This window comes from Achromobacter sp. UMC46 (genome assembly GCF_014170335.1).
GTDB lineage: Bacteria > Pseudomonadota > Gammaproteobacteria > Burkholderiales > Burkholderiaceae_B > Achromobacter.
On record NZ_LZZS01000024.1, the window covers coordinates 137,389 to 153,591 of the forward strand.

The 16,203-nt window shown below is 67.5% G+C and carries 15 protein-coding genes; 8 read left to right on the top strand and 7 right to left on the bottom strand.

Translation table 11 applies throughout. From position 1 onward, the window contains the following. Position 1: 1 nt before the first annotated feature. Together A9973_RS18020 and A9973_RS18025 are read right to left on the bottom strand one after the other, a co-directional pair. Positions 2-1,297: a Zn-dependent hydrolase gene (locus A9973_RS18020; protein WP_255469206.1), complete on the bottom strand. Its 1,296-nt coding sequence runs from the start codon at positions 1,295-1,297 to the stop codon at positions 2-4. Positions 1,298-1,302: 5 nt separating this feature from the next. Then, positions 1,303-2,658 (bottom strand): dihydroorotase family protein, encoded by a 1,356-nt coding sequence (locus A9973_RS18025; RefSeq protein ID WP_183015088.1) that lies wholly within the window; start codon positions 2,656-2,658, stop codon positions 1,303-1,305. A gap of 100 nt (positions 2,659-2,758) precedes the next feature. Between A9973_RS18025 and A9973_RS18030 the strand changes: the two genes are divergently transcribed. From A9973_RS18030 to hutH, 6 genes are all read left to right on the top strand, one after another. Further along, positions 2,759-3,649 (top strand): LysR family transcriptional regulator, encoded by an 891-nt coding sequence (locus tag A9973_RS18030; protein ID WP_183015089.1) that lies wholly within the window; start codon positions 2,759-2,761, stop codon positions 3,647-3,649. Between the two features lie 221 nt (positions 3,650-3,870). Beyond that, entirely contained in the window at positions 3,871-4,962 is a 1,092-nt protein-coding gene (locus A9973_RS18035) for a DUF917 domain-containing protein (RefSeq protein WP_183015090.1), read from the top strand. A gap of 4 nt (positions 4,963-4,966) precedes the next feature. Beyond that, a complete protein-coding gene (locus A9973_RS18040; RefSeq protein WP_183015091.1) occupies positions 4,967-6,637 on the top strand; it encodes a urocanate hydratase in 1,671 nt (556 codons plus the stop codon). Positions 6,638-6,724: 87 nt separating this feature from the next. Then, a complete protein-coding gene (locus A9973_RS18045) occupies positions 6,725-8,065 on the top strand; it encodes an MFS transporter (protein WP_183015092.1) in 1,341 nt (446 codons plus the stop codon). After that, positions 8,058-9,197: an MBL fold metallo-hydrolase gene (locus A9973_RS18050; RefSeq protein ID WP_183015093.1), complete on the top strand. Its 1,140-nt coding sequence runs from the start codon at positions 8,058-8,060 to the stop codon at positions 9,195-9,197. Before A9973_RS18045 ends, A9973_RS18050 begins: the two co-directional genes overlap by 8 nt. Before the next feature lie 57 nt (positions 9,198-9,254). Then, positions 9,255-11,021, top strand: coding sequence for a histidine ammonia-lyase (gene hutH / locus A9973_RS18055; RefSeq protein WP_183015094.1), 1,767 nt, complete (start codon positions 9,255-9,257; stop codon positions 11,019-11,021). On the opposite strand, the gene A9973_RS18060 is transcribed toward hutH, so the two are convergent. The 4 genes from A9973_RS18060 to A9973_RS18075 form a co-directional block, all read right to left on the bottom strand. After that, the gene (locus tag A9973_RS18060) at positions 11,018-11,626 is read right to left on the bottom strand and encodes a 2-hydroxychromene-2-carboxylate isomerase (RefSeq protein ID WP_183015095.1); all 609 of its coding nucleotides are present in this window, start codon (positions 11,624-11,626) and stop codon (positions 11,018-11,020) included. The genes hutH and A9973_RS18060 overlap by 4 nt on opposite strands. A 7-nt stretch (positions 11,627-11,633) precedes the next feature. Beyond that, on the bottom strand, positions 11,634-12,962 hold the full coding sequence (locus tag A9973_RS18065) for an MFS transporter (RefSeq protein ID WP_183015096.1): 1,329 nt from the start codon (positions 12,960-12,962) through the stop codon (positions 11,634-11,636). Positions 12,963-13,004: 42 nt separating this feature from the next. Beyond that, positions 13,005-13,790, bottom strand: coding sequence for an aldolase (locus A9973_RS18070; RefSeq protein WP_183015097.1), 786 nt, complete (start codon positions 13,788-13,790; stop codon positions 13,005-13,007). 136 nt (positions 13,791-13,926) lie between these two features. Beyond that, positions 13,927-14,802: a LysR family transcriptional regulator gene (locus A9973_RS18075; protein WP_183015098.1), complete on the bottom strand. Its 876-nt coding sequence runs from the start codon at positions 14,800-14,802 to the stop codon at positions 13,927-13,929. A 142-nt stretch (positions 14,803-14,944) separates the two neighbouring features. On the opposite strand from A9973_RS18075, the gene A9973_RS18080 reads away from it, so the two are divergent. Then, positions 14,945-15,382 carry an NUDIX hydrolase gene (locus A9973_RS18080; protein ID WP_183015099.1) on the top strand — a complete coding sequence of 146 codons (438 nt, stop codon included), beginning with the start codon at positions 14,945-14,947 and terminating at the stop codon, positions 15,380-15,382. A 122-nt stretch (positions 15,383-15,504) separates the two neighbouring features. After that, a complete protein-coding gene (locus A9973_RS18085; RefSeq protein ID WP_255469207.1) occupies positions 15,505-15,768 on the top strand; it encodes a 5'-nucleotidase in 264 nt (87 codons plus the stop codon). Here A9973_RS18085 and A9973_RS18090 read toward each other — a convergent pair. Next, positions 15,765-16,203, bottom strand: a 439-nt coding sequence (locus tag A9973_RS18090; protein ID WP_183015100.1) for an IS3 family transposase, incomplete at its 5' end; no start/stop codon positions are given. The genes A9973_RS18085 and A9973_RS18090 overlap by 4 nt on opposite strands.

A 16,203-nucleotide genomic window follows, 5' to 3' on the forward strand; every position in this document is an offset into this window, starting at 1 on the left:
CTCAGCCGCGCAGCCCGTTGCACAAGACCCGGTCCAGTTCCAGCACCGACTGGTACAGGACCCGGGTGCCGTCCAGCAACTGCGCGGGTTCAATCCACTCTTCCGGGCAGTGGCTGCGGCCGTTCAGGCACGGGATGAAGACCATGCCGATGGGGCCGGTGGGCGCCATGTACACGGCGTCGTGGCCCGCGCCGCTGGGCAGGCGCATCGAGGCGTAGCCCAACTGGTCGGCCGCGGCCTTGACCGCGTCCATCACCAGCGGCGAACAGTCGGTGGGCTGCGCGCGGCTGAGCGGCGTGAAACCCGCCGTCAGGCGCAGCGCCTTCAGGTCTTCGACCACGCCCGCCATCAGCGTTTCCGGGAACGTGTCCAGCACGGCGTTGCTGTCGCTGCGCATTTCCAGCGTCAGTTCCACCCGGCCGGGCACGGCGTTGGCGGCGTTGGGCGTCATGGCCAGCCGGCCCACGGTGGCCACCACGTAATGCGGATTGCCGCTGGCGGCGCTGGCCTGGCGGCTGGCCGCGTCGATGATGCGCGCGGCGCCCACCAGCGCGTCGCGGCGGATGTCCATCGGCGTGGTGCCCGCGTGGTCGGGCTGGCCTTCCACCACGATCAGCACGCGGCGGATGCCCACGATGTTGGTGACCACGCCGATCGGCAGGCCGCGGCTTTCCAGCACGGGGCCTTGTTCGATATGCAGTTCGACGAACGCGGCGGTGCCGTCCGGGCCGCGCAGCGGCGCGTGCAGCGCCGCCGGGTCGCCGCCGATGCGGGCGATGCCTTGGGCCAGCGTCTCGCCGCCGGGGTTGCGGGCGGCCAGCATGTCGGCCGTCAGCTGGCCAGAGAGCGCGCGGCTGCCCACGCACGAGATGCCGTAATCGCTGGGCTCTTCGGACAGGAAGTCGATGACCTCGAACGGGTGCGCCAATTCGATGCCGTGCTCTTGCATCGTGTGCGCGACTTCGATGCCGGCCAAGACGCCGATGATGCCGTCGAAGCGGCCGCCGGCCATGACGGTGTCGCAATGCGAGCCGGTGGCGATCGGCTTGCGGGCGGGGTCGCGGCCGGCGCGGGTGCCGATCACGTTGCCGCCGGCGTCCAGGCGGGTGGCCAGGCCGGCGGCTTCGAACTCGCCGCGCAGCCAGGCGCGGGCCTCGTCGAACAGCGGCGAGAAGGCGCGCCGGGTCCAGGGCACGTCGGGCAGCGTGAAGCGCGACAACGCTTCAACGCGGGCCCACAAGCGGTCGGCATTGAGCGGGGGAAATGGCAAGGGGGACGATCCGGCGGGGTTCATCATCGTCCTCATGCCTGGCGCGGACGCAGGAAGCGGCCGTCGCCCTTCTGGTTGACGATGCGCTGGCCGTCGTAGACCTGCTGGCCGCGGCACCAGGTGCCCGCCACGCGCACGGTGAACTCGCGTCCTTCGAACGAACTCCATTGCACCGCCGACAGGCTGCCCGCCGGGTCGAAGGCGTAGCGCTCGGGCTTCAGGATCACGATGTCGGCGTCCTTGCCGACCTCGAGCGTGCCCTTGCGGTCGTCCAGCAGGAAGTGCCGGGCCGGGTTGCGGCTAAGCTGCCGCACCACCATCGACGGCGAAATGCCATGCTCTTGGCAGCCGGTCCAGAACGCCGGCAGCAGCGTCTCCAGGCCGGGGCCGCCCGACGAATTCTTGAAGACGTTCGGGTTCTGCTTGCGCTCCAGGCCCCAGCTGACGTGATCCGACGACACGAACGTGCAGTCGTCGTTGGCGATGTGCGTCCACAGCAGATCCACTTCGGCCTTGGGCCGGATCGGCGGATAGTGCTTGGTCTTGGCGCCGAAGCGGCGGGTGTGCTCTTCGTGGTTCAGCATCAGGTACTGCACGCAGGTCTCGATGCTGGCGCGATGGCCGTTCTGCCGGTACATGTTGCAGATCTCGAAGCCGCGCGAGGTCGACACGTGCACCGCATGGGCGCGCGCGCCGGTTTCGGCGCCGATCTCGTAGATCAGCGCGGTGGCCAGGTTTTCGATCAGCGGCGTATGGGCGCGCATGAACGCGTCCCAGCCCGTGTCGCCGGCGTCGACCAGGCGGGCGATGTTCTTGCGCGTCATCTCCTGCATCTGGTTGTGCACGCCGCAGGCCAGCCCGGACGGCGCGATCAGGCGGAAGGCGTCGTACAGGTCGTCTTCCTCGATGCGGGGAAAGCGGCCCGGCGTGGCTTCGAAGGTCGAGAACTTGAAGGCGCAGACGCCGCCTTCGATCAACCCGGCCGCGGCCTGCAACCCGTGTTGCGTATTCAGCGTGCCGAACAGCGCCACGTCGACGTGGCAGTCGCGCTCGACTTCGGCGATCTTGGCGTCCAGCTGCGGGCGCGAGGCGACCGGTTCCGGGTCATCGTAGGGCATGTCGACCATGACGGTGACGCCGCCGGCGGCGGCGGCGCGCGACGCCCAGCCCAGGCCTTCCTGGTTCAACTGGCTGCCCGAATGCACCTGGCCGTCGACCACGCCGGGCATGATCCACATGCCGCGCGCGTCCACGCTGTCGCGGCCGGCGGGTGCCTCGCCCGTGCCACGCTGCGCGATGCGGCCGTCCCGCACCGCCAGCCAACCGTCCATCGCCACCCCGTCCGGGTCCACGATATTGCCGCGCACCACCAAATCGAATTCGCTCATGACCGCTTCCATCCTGTGTTGAGTGCTGGAAGTGTAGTAACGGCCAGGGCAAAACGTCTTATGCTTATATGTGCGTAGGAATTAACATCAGGTTAAGCATATGAAACTCAATCTGCGGCAGATCGAGGTCTTCCGGGCCATCATGCTCAGCGGTTCCATCAGCGGCGCGTCCAAGCTGCTGTTCGTCTCCCAACCCGCGGTCAGCCGGCTGATCGCCTATACCGAACAACGCCTGGGGCTGATGCTGTTCCAGCGCATCAAGGGCCGGCTGTACCCCACCCCGGAAGCCCGCCGCCTGTTCGTGGAAGTGACGGCGCTGTACCAGAACGTCCAGCGGGTCAATGAAGTGGCGGACAACCTGGCTGAGAACCGCGAGGGCCAGCTACGCCTGTCGTGCAGCCCCAGCCTGGGCCAATCGCTGCTGCCCCGCGCCATCGCGCAATTCCGCCGGCAGTTCCCCGAAGTGCGCATCGTGCTGCAGACGCTGATCCCGTCGGTGATGCTGCAATCGCTGCTGACGCAGCAGGTGGAGCTGGGCGTGGCCTACATGCCGGTGGACCACCCCAGCCTGGCGTGGCAGCCGCTCTACGAGAACAGCATCGTGGCGGTGCTGCCCAAAGGCCACGCGCTGGCGGGGCGCAAACAGGTGACGGTGAAAGACCTGGCGGATGAACCCCTGATCGGCTATAGCGCCGACATCCCGTTCGGCATGCTGATCAACAAGCTGTTCGGCGGCGGCGACGCCCAGCCCGAACCGCGCATTGAAGTGCAGCAGGCCCATGTGGCCTGTGCGCTGGTCCAGGCCGGCGCCGGCGTGGCGCTGGTGGACGAGATCACCGTGGCCGGCCCGATCTGGTCGGACGTGGTCACCGTGCCTATCGTCGGAACCGTCAATGCGCCCGTCAATGTGTTCCACCTTCAACTCCAGCCGCTGTCGCGGCTGGCGCAGGCGTTCATCGATGTTCTCCATTCGATGGACCAGCGCGCCTGAGGCCTGGCCCCTGCCGCGCCAATGCCCTGGGGATATCCCTTAGGACGGAATCCCGTGGTGGTTCGCCTCTGCTATGAGCTGCCGCCCACCATTAACACGATGTTATGCAGCAGGCATAAAAGGTAATACGACATTATCAAAATTGGTTCCTATGATGCCCCCGTCTGTCCCGCGAAAGCATGCGGGGAACTATTGAAACGGCAATCGGGGAGAAGGTCATCATGGGTAGGATTTTGACAATGCGCGATGTCGAGGCAGCCGTGCGCGGCGGCTCGGTGTTCGCCTGTGGCGGCGGCGGCTGGGCCGAGCACGGACGCGAACTCGGGTCGCTGGCGGTCACCATCGGCCGCCCCGAACTGGTGTCGATGGACGAAGTGCCCGACGACGCCTGGATTGCCACCGCGGCCGCCATCGGCGCGCCCGGCGGCCTGACCGATTGGCAGATGCTAGGCATCGACTATGTCCGCGCGGCCGAGCGGCTGCAAGACGCCTTGGGCGAACGGGTCTACGGCCTGATCATCGGCCAGAACGGCATGTCCAGCACGCTCAACGGCTGGCTACCGTCGGCCGTGCTGGGCACCAAGGTGGTGGACGCCGTGGGCGATATCCGCGCCCATCCCACCGGCGACATGGGTTCGCTGGGCCTGGCCGGCAGCCCCGAACCCATGATCCAGTGCGCCGTCGGCGGCAACCGCGCCAACAACGCCTATATGGAACTGACCATCCACGGCGCCACCGGCCGGGTGTCGCCCGTGCTGCGCAAGGCGGCCGACATGGCGGGCGGCTTCATCGCCAGTTGCCGCAACCCGATACGCGCCTCGTATGTGCGCCGCCATGCGGCGCTTGGCGGCATCAGCCGCGCGCTGGCGCTGGGCGAGGCCATCCTGGCGGCGCAGGCGCGCGGCGGCAGCGCGGTGATCGACGCGATCTGCAAGGCCACCCAAGGCGAGATCATCGGCACGGGCAAGGTCGTGCGCAACACGCTCAAGTACACCGAAGAGGCCTTCGATATCGGCACGGTCGAGATCGGCGAAGGCGCGGGCAAGCGCGTGATCCACGTCATGAACGAACACATGGCGGTGACCGACAGCCACGGCGAACGCATCGCCTGCTATCCGGACGTGATCACCACGCTGGACGCCGACGGCAACCCCGTCAGCGCAGGCCAGCTGCGCGACGGACTGGAAGTCAGCATTCTGCATGTCCGCAAGCAGCACATCCCCCTGTCCTCCAGTGTGACGGACCCGTCCGTCTACCCCATCGTGGAGAAGGCGCTGGGCATGACCTTCACCGACTACGCGTTGGCACCTTGAGGACATGGGCGTGAAACGAGAATTCAACATCCCCGGCGGCAACGTGCTGCGCTGCAAAGGCTGGCGCCAGGAAGCGCTGCTGCGCCTGCTGGAAAACGTGCTGGCCGTGGGCGAAGACCCCGACAACCTGGTGGTCTACGCGGCGCTGGGCCGCGCCGCGCGCGATTGGCCCTCGCACGACGCGATTGTCCGCGCGCTGCACGAACTGGAAGAAGACCAGACCCTGATCGTGCAGTCCGGCAAGCCGATCGGCGTGTTGCGCACGCATCCGATGGCGCCCATCGTCATCATGGCCAACTGCAACATGGTCGGCCAGTGGGCCCACGCCCAGAATTTCTACCAGCTGGAACGCGACAACCTGATCTGCTGGGGCGGGCTGACAGCGGGAGACTGGCAGTACATCGGTTCGCAAGGCGTGATCCAGGGCACCTACGAGATTTTTTCACGCATCGCCGAACGCCACTTCGCCAACGACCTGGCGGGCCGCTTCATCCTGACGGCGGGCATGGGCGGCATGGGCGGCGCGCAGCCGCTGGCCGGCCGCATGGCGGGCGCGGCCATCCTGACGGTTGAAATCAACCCGGAGCGCATCGACAAGCGCATCAAGGCCGGCTTCCTGGAGCATCGCGCGGACACGCTGGACGAGGCCCTGGCCCTGATCCGGCAAGCGCAGGAACGCCGCAAGCCCCTGTCGGTGGGCCTGCTGGGCAATGCCGCCGACATCTACCCGGAAATCCTGGCGCGCGGCATCGTGCCCGACATCGTCACCGACCAGACGTCGGCGCATGACCTGGTCTACGGCTACATTCCCGCCGGCCATACGCTTGAACAGGTAGCGGAACTGCGCCGCACCGACATCCCCGGCCTGATGGACGCCAGCCGCGCGTCGATCGTGCGCCACGTGACCGCCATGCTGGGCTTCCAGGACCAGGGTGCGGTGGTGTTCGACAACGGCAACCTGATCCGCACCCACGCGAAGCAGGGCGGCGTCGAACGCGCGTTCGACATCCCGGTCTTCACCGAAGCGTTCCTGCGGCCCCTGTTCGCGCGCGCCATCGGGCCGTTCCGCTGGATCGCGCTGTCCAACGACCCCGACGACATCCGCAAGATCGACGACTTCGTGCTGGCGCGCTTTGCCGACAACGCCATCGTGTCCAACTGGATCCGGCTGGCGCGCAAGGAAGTGCCGTTCGAAGGCCTGCCCGCGCGCATCGCGTGGCTGGGCCACGGCGAACGCACCGAGCTGGCGCTGGAGGTGAACCGCATGGTGCGCGAGGGCATCCTCGGCGCGCCGGTCGCCTTCACGCGCGACCACCTGGACGCCGGGGCGATGGCGCACCCGAACATCATGACCGAGAACATGCGCGACGGCTCGGACGCCATCGCCGACTGGCCGCTGCTGAACGCGATGATCAATTGCTCGTCCAGCGCGGACCTGGTCGCGATCCACTCAGGCGGCGGCGGCTACAGCGGCTACATGACCAGCGCGGGCGTGACCGTGGTGGCTGACGGCACCGACGCGGCCGAGCAGCGCCTGCGCCTGTCCATGACCAACGACACCGCCAGCGGCGTGCTGCGCTACGCGGACGCCGGCTACGAGGACGCGCTGGACGAGGTGCGGATAAAGGGCATCGCCCGCATCGACACCGGCGCGCGCGGCGCGGGTGGCCAATAGGGCCGCAAGGCGATTCAGCCAATGGAAAGTCGGACAGCGGTAATACATAGCGCGGTTCCAGCGCAAACGATCTCAATGGGGAATGCAATGAAAGACGTCGTCATCAATCCGGGAATCGGGGCCTTGCCGGGCCACGCCGATTCCCAGGCCTCCGCGCAATCGCGCAGTGGCCGCAAAGCCGTCATCGCGGCATCGGCGGGCAACGCGCTGGAGTGGTACGACTTCACGGTCTACGCGCTGTTCGCCGTCTACATCGGACAGAACTTCTTCCACAACGAAGACCCGACCGTGCAGCTGATGGCGTCGTTCCTGGCCTTCGGGCTGGGCTTCGTGGTGCGTCCGCTGGGCGCGCTGGTGCTGGGTTCGTACGGCGACCGGGCCGGCCGCAAGGCCGCCTTGACGCTGACCATCATGCTGATGGCCGTCGGCACGCTGCTGATCGCCGCCGCCCCGCCCTACGCCGCCATCGGCGTGGGCGCCCCGCTCCTGATCGTCTGCGGCCGCGTGCTGCAAGGCTTTTCGGCCGGCGGCGAAGTGGGCGGCGCCACTGCCTTCCTGGTCGAGCATGCGCCCGAAGGCAAGCGCGGCCAGTACGCGTCGTGGCTCCAGGCCAGCATGGGCATATCCAACCTGCTGGGCGCGCTGGTGGCCACGCTGGTCACCACCTTCCTGACCGAGCAGCAAGTCGGCGAATGGGGCTGGCGCATTCCCTTCATCATCGGCCTGGCGATCGCGCCGGTCGGCCTGTGGATGCGCCGCGCGCTGGACGAAACGCCGCACTTCCGCGAAGAGCAGGCACGCCAGGCGCGCCAGAACGACCGCGTGAAGACGCCGCTGCTTGCCGTGGTGCGCGACTACCCGAGGGAACTGCTGACCGGCCTGTGCATGTCCGTGCTGTGGGCGGTGGGCCCGTACGCGCTGATCATCTTCATGCCGATCTACGTGCAGAAATCCCTGGGCTTCTCCAGTTCGCAGGCCTTCGTGGCGGCCTTGGTGGGCAACCTGTTCCTGATCGGCGGCTGCGTGTTCTCGGGCACGCTGTCCGACCGCTACGGCCGGCGCACGGTGCTGCGCGCCGCCGCGCTGCTGCTGCTGATCGCCGTATACCCGCTGATGATGTGGCTGAAGGCGTCCCACACGCAGACCACGCTGATCGTCGTGCAATCGCTGTTCTGCCTGATGGTGGCGATGTATGTCGGCGTGGCGCCGGCGGCGCTGTCCGAGGTCTTCCCCACCTCGGTGCGGTCCTCTGGCATGTCCCTGTCGTACAACACGGCGGTGACGATATTGGGCGGATTCGCACCCGCCATCCTTACCTGGATCACCTACACCACCGGCGTGGCCTTCGCCCCCGCGCTGTATGTGATGGGCGCCTGCGTCGTTGCCCTGGTGGCCTTGACCGTCTTGCCGCAAGGCCGTCATGGATAAGGCCAAACCGGCCCGGCCCGGCGGTCGGGGCCGTTGGACTTGCTGGGGCCGGCTGGGCGCCGTGGCGGTCGCGCTGGCGGCGGCGGGCTTCGCGCCGGAGGCATCCCTGGCCGCCTCCGCCGAACCGCCGCCTGCGGAACTGGTGCTGCTGGGCGTGGCGGGCGGCCCTACCTGGTACGGTGACGATTCGCCCCACGGGATTTCGTCGGCGCTGGTGGTGGACGGGCGCGCCTACATCGTCGATCTGGGATCCGGCGCCTACCGCCAGCTTCGCCGCGCGGGCATCAAACCCGGCGCGGAACAGGCGGTGTTCCTCACCCACCTGCACACCGACCACATCATCGATCTGGCCAACCTGCTGGCCTACGACCCCAGCGCCCGGCGACGCGCCAAGGCCTCCATGCAAGTCTTCGGGCCTGGCCCGCGCGGGGTGCTGCCTCCACTGGCGCCGGGCATGAAGGACGATGTCGTCATCCATCCGGAGAACCCGTCGCCCGGCACGCAAGACCTGGTGGCGTCAATCGTCGCGGGCATGGCGGCGGACCTGAACATCCGCGTGCGCAGCGAAGGCGTGCCGGACATCCGGCAGTTCTTCCAGGCGCACGATATCGCGGTGCCGGCCGGCGTCGTCAAGGATCCGAACACCGATCCCGCGCCGCCCATGGAACCGTTCACCGTGTGGCAGGACGCGTGCGTGAAGGTCAGCGCCATCCTGGTGCCGCACGGGCTCGTGTACCCCAACTTCGCCTACCGCTTCGATACGGCGGCCGGTTCGGTCGTGTTTTCGGGCGACACGGCGGCAAGCGACAACCTGGTCAAGCTGGCGCGCGGCGCGGACATCCTGGTGCACGAGGCGATCGACCCGGATTGGGTGGACCACATCGTCGGCCCCAAGCCCTGGGACGCCCGGCAGGTGGCGCTGGCCCGGCAATTGCTGGAAGCGCACACCACGCCGCGCGAGGTCGGCGACGTGGCCACCCGCGCGGGCGTGAAGACGCTGGTGCTGTCGCACCTGGTGCCCGGCGACGCGCCCGCCGAACACTGGCTCAAGGCCCGCCAGACCTTCAAGGGGCCCGTCGTGCTGGGCCAGGACCTGATGCGCCTGCCGCTGGGCGCGCCCGCGCCACGCTAGTGGCCCGCCCCGTTTCCACGGTCCCGCAGTCCCGCCACCGTCCCTTCAGGAGCCGCAATGCCCATGCATCATGCGCCGCACGCGCTTGCCCGTCCGCTTCGTCGCCCCAGTGCCGCCCGCCCGGGCGCGCGCCTTGCCGCCCTGCCCCCGGCCCTGCGCCGGGCCGGCCTCATGGCGCCCCTGCTGCTGGCGCTATGGCTTCCGTCCGGCGCGTCGGCCGCCTGCGCCCCGGTCACGCTGGACGGCCGGTCGCTCACGCTGGAGCAAGTCGGCGCGGTAGCCCGGCAGGGCTGCGGCGTGGCGCTGGCCGACGACGCCACCGCACGCGCGCAACGCTCCTTCGAGCTGCTGCTTGCCTACGCCAGGCTGGATCGCCGCGTATACGGCTTGAACCGCGGCGTCGGCCTGAACAAGGACCAGACGCTTTTCAAGGGCGGCGACATCTCGCCCGACGTGCGCAAGGTGTCGGAACAGTTCAACCGGAACCTGCTGCGTTCGCATAGCGCCGCCTACGGCGCCGAAGCCCCGCAGGACGCGACCCGGGCGGCCATGCTGATCCGGCTGAATTCGGCGCTGTTCGGCGGGTCCGGTCTGCAAGTGGAGGTGCTGCGCCAGTATGCCGAGTTCCTGAATCGCGGCATCACGCCGGTGATGTTCGGCGAAGGCTCGGTCGGGCAGGCCGACATCACCATCCTGGCGCAGATCGGGCTGGCGATGATGGGTGAAGGCGAGTCCTATTACGAGGGCCGCCGCATGCCTTCCGCGGAAGCGCTGGAACGGGCCGGCCTGACGCCCGTGCGCCCGTTCGGCAAGGATGCCCTGGCCATCGTCAGCTCAAACGCCTACGGCGCGGCCGTCGCGTCGCTGGCGGCGCTGGACGCGGCCCGTCTGCTGGACCAGGCCGACGCGGTGGCCGCCTTGTCGCTGGAAGGGCTGGACGGGAACCTTGCGCCCTTGCTGGCCGCGACCCAGGCGCAACGGCCCTACGACGGGCAGCGCCGAACTGCGGCGCACATGCTGGCCCTGCTGCAGGGCAGCGGCCTATGGCAACCGGACCCCAAACGCGCCCTGCAAGACCCCCTGAGCTTTCGCACGGTCAGCCAGGCGCATGGGGCGGCGCGCGACATGCTGGGCCTGCTGCGGCGCCAGCTTCAGATCCAGATCAATAGCTCGGACGACAATCCCACCGTGGCGCTGGACGCGCAGCCGGCGGCCGACGCCCAGGGCTACGAAGCCCGGTTCTACGTCACGGACGGGCCGGTGCGCGGCGCCGTCCTGCCGTCCGCCGGATTCGACCCCAGCGCCTGGGTGCTGCCGCTGCAAAGCCTGGGCGTCGCCCTGTCCCAGACGGCGCAATTGTCGGCGCAGCGCACGCTGCGGCTGACCGACCCTGCTTTCACCTCGCTACCCCGATTCCTGAGCCCTGGCAACGGCGCGATCGGCTATGGCCCGATCCAGAAAACGGTGTCGTCGCTGGCGACCGATGTGCGGACATTGTCGTTGCCCATCGTGACCGACGTGCAAGCGCAGGCCGGCAACATCGAAGACGTGGGCACCAACGCGCCCGCCACCGGCCGCCGGGTCGCCGTCCAGATCGACCGGCTGACGATGCTGCTGGCGGTGGAACTGATGCATGCCGCCCAGGCCGTGGACCTGCGGCGCGCCCAACGGCCGGACCTTGAACTGGGCACGGGAACGGCCGCGCTGTGGCGGGATTTCCGCAAGCAGGTGCCCTACATGGATGAAGACCGCCGCAACGACGTGGACATCGTCCGCGCCACCGGCTTCCTGACCCGCAACCCGCCGTCCGCGACCGCCCGCTAGGCCTCCTCCCGGGCCGCCGCGATCGCCTCCTCCAGCATGTCCAGCCGGTCCTGGCCCCAGAACACTTCGCCCCGGAACACATAGGACGGCGACCCGAAGACGCCGGCCTTGACCGCATCGTCCGTGTTGCGCCGATACGCGGCGTCGACGACGGGGTCCTCCGCCGCCGCCAGCAGGCGGTCGGCCGGCAAGCCCAGCCGCTCCAGGACGCCGCGCAAGACGGCGGGGTCGGAGATGTCCTGCTCGTCCACCCACTCCGCTTTGAGGATCGCCTTGTACAGCGCCAGCACTGGCGTGCCGGCACGGTCCGCCGCGATGACGATGCGCGAGGCCAACCCCGCGTCGGGGCACATGTGCGCCGGTTGCGGGTTCACGTGGATGCCGAGCTTCGTGCACCAGCGCGCAAGCTCCGCCACGCGGTACGCCTGCCGCTCGGGCGACCGCTGCCCCAGCAGCACGCCGCCGGTGCGCGAATAGACGTCGGGCAGGTCCACGGGCAAGTATCGGATCGCTGCCTGCTGCCGGACGGCCAGCGCTTCAAGCCGGTCGGCGCCCAGATAGGCCCAGTCGGAATTCATCCAGAAGTAATAGTCGATCGTTTTCATGGCGTCCTCAGGTTCTTGCCGCCGACGGCACGCGCAGCGCGGGCGGCGCGGCGGCCTCGCCCTGCATGCGCCAGGCGCTGATCAAGGCGACCACGCCCAACGCGCTCAAGTACCAGACCACGTACTTCGGATCGCCCCCGCCCTTGGCCAGCAGCCAGGTCGCCACAATGGGCGCCAAGCCGCCGCCGATGGCGCCGGACACCTGCACCGCCAGCGAAATGCCGGTATACCGGACGTTCGCGGGGAACTGGCTGGAGAACAAGGTGCCCTCGGGGCCGTACAGGCAAGCGTATACCAGCCCCACCGCCAGGCAAACCGCCACGATGATCGAGCCCTTGTCGCCCGACCCCAGCAAGCTGAAAAACACCGGCGCGCAGATCAGGATGCCCACCGTGCCCGCCATGAACACCCACTTGTGGCCGATCTTGTCGCCCAGCACGCCAAACAGCGGCATCGTGAACAAGGCAAGCGCCGCCCCCCAGATCGTGGCGTCCAGCATGACCGACCGCGGGATGCCCAGCGTGCCCGTGGCGTAGGCCAGCGAAAACGTCACGACCGTGTAGAACCACGTCACCTCGGCCAAACGCGCGCCCACCACCACCAGCAACGCGCGGCGATGGTGCTTCAGCACTTCGGCCACCGGCACCTCGACCTTGGCGCCTTTTTCCCGCATCTGCTCGAAATCGGGCGACTCGGCCACCTTCACCCGGATGAACCAACCCACCAGCAACAGCACCACGCTGGCCAGGAACGGCAGGCGCCAGCCCCAGGACAGCATGTCCTCTTCCGGCAGCGCGGCCACCGCGCCCATTGCCAGCGACGACAGGATCAGGCCGGGCGCCACGCCCGCTTGCGGCAGGCTGCCGAAGAAGCCCTTCTTGCCTTCCGGCGCATGCTCCACCGCCATCAGCACCGCGCCGCCCCATTCGCCGCCCACCGCAATGCCTTGCAGAAAGCGCATCAGCACCAGCAGCACCGCGGCCCAATAGCCGATCTGCTCATACGAAGGGATCAGCCCGATCAGGATGGTGGGCACGCCCATCAGCAGCAGGGTGATCAACAGCATGGACTTGCGGCCGATCTTGTCGCCGTAGTGACCGAAAATCACGCCGCCCAGCGGCCGCGCGAAGAACCCCACCGAATACGTGGCAAACGCCGCCAGCGTGCCCGTCAGCGGGTCGAAGGCGGGGAAGAAGATCTTGTTGAAGATCAGTGCGGCAGCGGTGCCGTACAGGAAAAAGTCGTACCACTCGATGGTGGTGCCCATCATGCTGGCAAGGCCAGCCGTCACATAATCGCGGCGCGAGCGCGCAGCAGCAGGCTTGGTCGTCATCATCGTGACTCCCCTTGAAAAGGTCGTGATCGGATCCGAGCGGAATCAGGCTTGGGGCTGCGGCAGCGGCGCGATGCCGTGCGTCTGCCTTGCCCAGTAGTTGAACGTGGCGCGCACGATCGAAGGCTTCAGCAGGTAGTCGTGCGCTTCGCGGGCCAGGGCGTCGTCCACCGGCGTCAACGGCCCGAACGCCTGGGCGCGGATCTGCATGCGCGCCGCGCGCTCCAGGTATACCGACAGATACGTCGCTTCCTCGCAAGAGCCGCCCGCCGTCAGATAGCCATGGTGGGCCAGGATGATGGCGCGCTTGCGTCCCAGCGCCTCGGAAATGATCACGCCTTCCTGATCCGCGATCGGCACCCCCGGCCATTCCCCCAGGAAGGCGCAATCGTCATGCAGCGGCGTCATGTCCATCTGCGAGATCACCAGCGGTTGGCGCGCCGCGGCCAGCGCCGACGCCCAGGGCGAATGCGTGTGGATGATGGACTGCACGTCGGGCCGCGCCTCGTAGACCCACAGATGGAAACGCGTGGCCGGGTTGGGCATGCCGTCGCCCGTCAGGGTGTGCAGGTCGCGGTCGACCTCGATGAAGTCGGCGGGCGTGGCCTCGTCGAACCCCAGGCCGAAGCGCAGGGTCCAATATGCGCCCGGGCGCGCCGAACGCACGCTGATCTGCCCGGCCAGGCCCGCCTCTTGCTCCGTCATGGCCAGGATGCGGCACGCGTAGGCCATGGTTTCCTGGATGCTGCGGGGCACGGCCTGCAGATGGCGCGCCATTTCCTGCGTAGCGCGGGTGTCGAAATAGGATTTCTCTCGCAATGCGGTGGTCATGGGTTCCCCTTGATGTCCTGTGCGTCCGGCGTCGACGGACGCCGCGCAAGGTCAGGACAGTATGGAAACCGCCGCGCGATCTAGCCATGCAGCCAGGCTCATAGCTGCTATTCGGCCGACTGCGGCTTGGCAGCCTCTAGGCCGCCGCGATGCGATGCGCGCAAGCCAGAAGCTCGGCCACCAGCGGCAAGGGCTGGCGCTGGCCCGGCGTGATCGCCACCACCCGCCGGCGCAGCACGGGGCTGCGGATGCCGACCTTGCGCAAGCCGTAGTCGGTCAGCAGCTTCTCGGGGATGCGCGACGGCAGGATACAGGCGCCCACGCCCGACGACACCAGCTTGAGCATGGCATCGATGGTTTCGGCCTCGGCCATGAATTCGGGCTGCAGGCCCGCACTGTGGATCATCTTGCGCAGCGCATAGTGGGGCGGAAAGCCGACCAGCCGCAACGGCATGCCGCCCAGGTCCACCGCGTCGGCCAGCGGCACGTCCTGGCGCACGATCAGGCACATCTCGTCGTCGAACAACGGCGTGGACGTCACCGTGTCCGAGGCCACCGCCGCGTCATAGACAAAGCCCACGTCGGCCTTGCCGCCCTCCACCAGCGCCACCACGTCGGGCGAACTGCGCCCCATCACGGACAGGTTCACGTGTTCATGGCTGCTGACGAAGCTGGCCACGACCTCGGCCATGAAGTAGTAGCTGAGCGTATGCACGGTGGCAAGGCGCACCGTGCCGTGGGTCACGCCTTCGAGCTGGCGCACGGTGTCGACGACACGGTCGATGCTCTGGTAGGCGGGCTGGATGCCGTCCAGCAGGCGGCTGCCCGCCTCGGTGAGCTCCACGCCGCGGCCCGTCCGCGTGAACAGGGGCTTGCCGACGTGCGCTTCCAGCGCGGCCAATTGCCGGCTGAGGCCGGATTGCGTCTGGTCCAGGTCCTCGGCGGCGCGCGACAGGGATTTCAGTTCCGCGATCCGCACGAAGTAACGTAACTGCCGGTCCGGCGTATCCATGGCGCTGCCCCTTGATTCTGGTCTGACGCGCTCGATTCGGCGCGGCTACAGTGTGCCCAAGGATGCCGTCCGGCACCACGGGGATTTGCGCTAAGTGACAGGAAGCGTACCCTTTCAAGCTGCCCCAACGTCGGAACGCCGCATGACCACCCCCATCGCCCGCCCCATTCCCGCCACCATCGCCGCCGTCGTCCGCGACGGCCACGTGCTGCTGGTGCGCCGCGCCAACCCGCCCGACGAGAACTGCTGGGCCTTCCCGGGCGGCAAGATCGACGCGGGCGAAACCATCGAAGCGGCGACCGCGCGCGAACTGCTGGAAGAAACCGGCGTGGTCGCCGAACCGCTGCATGTGTTCGACGCGGTGGACGTCTTCGACCGCGACGAAGCCGGCGCCCTGCGCCGCCACTTCATCCTGATCGCCGTGCTGTGCCGGTGGCAGTCCGGCGAGCCGGTTGCAGGCGACGACGCGCGCGACGCGCGCTGGGTACCGCTGGCGGAATTGGAAGGGCATGAATTGGCCACGAGCTTCGGCGTAGCCCGGCTGGCGCGCAAGGCGGCGGCGCTGATGGCTACGACGTAGAACTATTCGTACATGCAGCACGGCTTGAAAAACGGGAGCTACGGATATATCGCGCTTTCTAATTACACTACCGCTACACCAAATGCCCAATTGCATTCCTATCGCCCCGACCTAGGGATATCATGCCGTACGACCTCAGCAATCGTTTAGTTATCGGCCTTGCCTCAAGCGCCCTCTTTGATTTGACCGAATCAGATGAGGTGTTCAGGCGCGATGGAGAACAAATCTATCGTGAGTACCAACGCGCCAGGGAAAGGGAACCACTAAAAACAGGAGTGGCCTATCCCTTTGTCCGCCGCCTGCTTTCTCTAAACGAAATTTCGCCTGAGGACCCGCCAGTAGAGGTCATACTGGGCTACCCCGGGTTTCTCGGACAGGTTGGTTAAGGGGCAGCGGCTTCAACCTCAGCAGGGGTTTTGTAGCCTAAACCTTGGTGGATTCTCTGACGGTTATAGAACACCTCAATATAGTTAAAGATTGCCATACGGGCGTGCTCGCGGCTATGGAAGACCTGATGGTGCGTTAATTCGTTCTTCAGGTTGCTAAAGAAGCTCTCGGCGACCGCGTTGTCATAGGGATCGCCTTTGGCGCTCATGCTGATGGCGATGCCGTGCTTGGTCAGCAATCCTCGATACTCTGATGAACTGTACTGCGCGCCGCGGTCACTGTGGTGCATCAAGCCCTGGCCGGGATTGCGCCTGGCAAGAGCCATTTGCAGAGCACTGATCAGCAGATTTCGATCAGCCTTTTCCGTCATGCTCCAACCGACAACCGAGCGTGAGTAAAGATCAAGCAGCACTGCCAGATATAGCCAGCCTGCC